Origin of the sequence: Rhizobium favelukesii, assembly GCF_000577275.2 — a bacterium.
Taxonomy (GTDB): Bacteria; Pseudomonadota; Alphaproteobacteria; order Rhizobiales; family Rhizobiaceae; genus Rhizobium; species Rhizobium favelukesii.
This window is the reverse complement of the sequence record NZ_CBYB010000035.1, coordinates 1-3,781: the sequence shown is the minus strand read 5'-3', so window position 1 is coordinate 3,781 and position 3,781 is coordinate 1. Positions and strand designations below refer to the sequence as shown.

The 3,781-nt window shown below is 60.1% G+C and carries 4 protein-coding genes; all 4 read left to right on the top strand.

Features of this window, described 5'->3' with window-relative positions:
- A partial coding sequence (locus LPU83_RS34705) for a tyrosine-type recombinase/integrase (protein WP_157997307.1) occupies positions 1–979 on the top strand: 979 nt, incomplete at its 5' end.
- On the top strand, positions 973–1,890 hold the full coding sequence (locus tag LPU83_RS34685) for a tyrosine-type recombinase/integrase (protein ID WP_024319165.1): 918 nt from the start codon (positions 973–975) through the stop codon (positions 1,888–1,890). The genes LPU83_RS34705 and LPU83_RS34685, both read left to right, overlap by 7 nt.
- The gene (locus LPU83_RS34680; RefSeq protein ID WP_024319164.1) at positions 1,887–2,912 is read left to right on the top strand and encodes a tyrosine-type recombinase/integrase; all 1,026 of its coding nucleotides are present in this window, start codon (positions 1,887–1,889) and stop codon (positions 2,910–2,912) included. Before LPU83_RS34685 ends, LPU83_RS34680 begins: the two co-directional genes overlap by 4 nt.
- Before the next feature lie 438 nt (positions 2,913–3,350).
- Complete coding sequence (locus LPU83_RS34665; RefSeq protein ID WP_024319163.1) at positions 3,351–3,650, top strand: DUF736 domain-containing protein; 300 nt, start codon at positions 3,351–3,353, stop codon at positions 3,648–3,650.
- Positions 3,651–3,781 lie beyond the last annotated feature (131 nt).

The window sequence follows — 3,781 nt, the reverse complement described above, 5'->3', positions numbered from 1 at the left end:
TAGCAAAAAAGCGCGTGCTCCGCAGGGTGCGGCCGGGCTCTTCCTCTCTTATCTGCACGAGAAGAAGATTCTGCCTCCAGAACTGCACCCGTCGCTGGAAGAGACCTGGCCGACGCTTGCCGCGTTCCGATGCTGGATGAGGGAGCAGCGTGGCATCAAGGATTCCACACTCGATACCTATCAGCCGATCTTGATCGACCTTCTGGTGTCGCTCGGCACTGATCCAGAGGTTTATACGGCGGCCGCGATCCGTGGCTTCGTGCTCGATCGCGCGAAACCGCATGGCCGCGCACGGGCTCAGAGTATCACTGTCGCAACGCGGGCATACCTCAAATATCTTGTGGCGATCGGGCAATGCCCAATCGGCCGGCAATATGCGGTTCCGAGCTTTGCGAGCTGGCAACTGGCGACGACACCGCGTTTCCTTGGGCAAAGTGATATCGACCGCCTCCTTGCCACTTGTGACGGAGAAAGCAGGTTACGCGACCGCGCTGTCATGCTGCTCCTGGCTCGGCTGGGCCTCAGGGCCAGCGAAGTCGCTAATCTCACTTTCTGTGACATTGATTGGAAAAATGGCCGAATAACGCTTGTCGGCAAGGCCCGGCGGGAGGAACGGCTCCCGCTACCTCAAGACGTTGGCGATGCCATTTTAGCTTATATCGAGCGGGCAAGGCCGCGCATTGCGACGACTCGAGTGTTCCTGACGGATATTGCACCGATCAGGCCACTCAGCCGAATTGCCGTGAAATGTATCGTGCGCCGCACACTCGACAGAGCGGGGATTGAAAGTGTCCATCGAGGTGCGCATGTGCTGCGGCACTCGGCGGCGACCGCGATGCTGCGTGACGGCGCAAGCCTTGCCGGCGTTGGAGCCGTGTTGCGTCACCGTTCTCCATCAACGACCGCGCTCTACGCCAAGGTAGACATCGGCCTCTTGTCCGAGATCGCGCAACCATGGGGCGGGAGGTTGCCATGCTGAGTGCCGACGTCAACCGCTATATCAGTCTGCGCCGCGCGCTAGGTTATAAGCTTGTGCAGGCCGAACGGCATCTTCTCGCGTTCGCGCGCTTTGCAGCGGAACGCGGCGAGAGCCACATTCGCACTGCAACAGCTCTTACGTGGTTGCCCATGGCGGCCAAAAGCCCAAACGCCATGGCGCATCGCCTGACAGCCATTATCCTGTTTGCTCGCTTCCTGCAGGCGGAAGACCCTCGCCACGAGATACCGCCCCCAGATATCAAGCGGATCACCAATAGGCCGGTTCCCTACATCTATACAGCGGACGAGATAGCCCGGATTCTCGATACTACCGGTCATCTAAGGCGCCAAAGGCCCAATCCGCTGCGTCGCGAACTCTATGCCATGCTTTTTGGGTTGATTGCATCCACTGGACTGCGTGTCTCCGAGGCTCTTGCGCTCAGGCTTGATGACATTCTGCATGACGGCGTGTTACACATTCGCGAAACCAAGTTCCGTAAAAGCCGGTTGGTGCCGCTGCACGCGACCGTCGTCGAGGCGCTCAAAGGCTATCTTGACGCGCGATGCCAACTTGCAGGCGAGAGCGATTGGCTCTTCCCATCCGTCAAGCACCGACAGCTTTACCCATCGACGGTGAACTATGCATTCCGCTGCATCCTGCGACGAGCGGGCATCGCTCCGGATCGAAGTCGACAGCCGCGCATCCATGATCTTCGACATACCTTCGCAACCCGTGTCCTGGAACAATGCGGCGCCGAGCGCGGCACGATTGCCAAGCACTTCGTCGCCCTGTCGACCTACTTGGGTCATGCCAGTATCCACAATACATACTGGTATCTCCAGGCGACGCCAGAAATGATGGTCGATATCGCAGCGGCCGCGGAAAAGCTGATTGGGGAGGGTGACGTATGACGAAGCTCGCTCCACTCATCACCAGCTTTCTGCGTGACTATATGCCCCGACAAAGGGGTTACAGTCCGCAAACCTGCGAGACCTATGCGTACTGCTTCAAACTATTGTTCGACTATGCGGCGAAACGGCTGGGCACCCGTCCCTCTTTGCTGACGATTGAGGATCTCGACGCACCGATGATCGTCGCCTTCCTTGGTTACATTGAACACGATCGCGGCAATAGCGCGTCTACGCGCAATGTTCGGCTTGCTGCCATCAAGACGTTCATGCGCTATGTGGAGCACAAGGTGCCCTCCGCCCTAGAGCAGATTGGCCGGGTCCATACGATCCCGGCCAAGCGCCACGACCAGAAGCTCATCCGTCACCTGACAATGGAGGAAATGCGAGCAATCCTCAACGTTCCCGATCTTGCGACACGCTTTGGCGTGCGCGACCGGGCCATGATGCACCTTTGCTTCGGGGCAGGCTTGCGGGTCTCCGAACTGGTCGGCGTTCTCACAGAAAACCTGTCACTTCGACACGGCGCGACCGTGATGGTTCAGGGCAAGGGCCGTAAGGAGCGCTGCCTACCGCTGTGGAAGGACACGGCTCGAGACCTTCGCGCCTGGCTGAGCGTCAGGGGCTTGGTCCGAGTGCCGGAACTATTCGTCAACGCACAAGGGGATGCGATGACGCGTGCGGGATTCGAGTATATCCTGGACAAGCATGTCCGCAAGGCGGCAGAAACCTGCACTTCGCTGCGTGATCAGAGCGTCTCGCCGCACCAGCTTCGACATAGCTGTGCAGTCATCATGCTACAGGCTACCCATGACATCCGGAAGGTCGCCCTGTGGCTGGGTCACACCGACATCCGTACAACGGAGGTCTACCTCCGCATGGATCCTACCGAAAAGCTGGAAGCGGTCGAGGCGGTCGTCCCGCCAGAACTGCGACGCGGACGATTCAAGGCACCGGATGCTTTGATCGCATCGCTGCTTTCGGACTTGGAAACACCGGCGCGATCGGATCGGTTACAGATCTGAGGCGGCTTCTGCGCACCGCGTGAGACGCTTGGTTCCACCGGCATCCTGCTTGACATGGTCCGCACCATGTCGAGCGGGATTGGTGTCGTCGGCTCGGAGCATGGCAATGACATCGGTAGGGGCGATGACGCTGCGACAGGGGTGTTCATGCTAATGTGGCTCTGATCATCCACGTCGTTCTCTGCCGACAATGCCGCGAAGCCCCGATACGGCCTCTCATCTCGGCTGGTCTGGCGCCGGTCCGGCCTTGGCCTGCAACGGCTTCGCCGACCTTCTTCCCCTGACCGCAAGCGGCCATCCTCGCGAAGCAACAAGCTCGGCTACCGCCGTCCTCCGCTGGCGCTGTGGTCCTTTGGATGCAGCAGGCCAACCCGTCGCCTCTCGACCGCCATCGAGGCCGCATCGGGCGGCTTCGAACAACTCTCAGGAGAAACGACAATGGCTCAGATCGGCACCTTCACTCGCGACGAAACCGGCGCCTACAACGGCACCATCAAGACCCTCACCCTCAACGTCAAGGCATCCATCAAACCCTGCGACCGCGACAACGATCGCGCCCCGGACTTCCGGGTCACAGCAACCGGTGTCGAGTTCGGAGCCGGCTGGAGCCGGACCGCCCGGGAAACCGGCGCCGAATACCTCTCGCTCAAGCTCGACGATCCGTCCTTCACGGCTCCGGTCTACGCCTCCCTCGTCCAGGGCGACAAAGGCGACCACAAGCTCATCTGGTCCCGCTGACCAGCACCAAGGCGCTCCGCTCACAGCGGGGCGCTACCCATCAACCCTCGGAATTATGCGGAGTAATTTCCACCGCAAACACCGGCAAAAGCAGGCTTCAGCGGCCAACACTCCGCATAATCCCGCTCTCT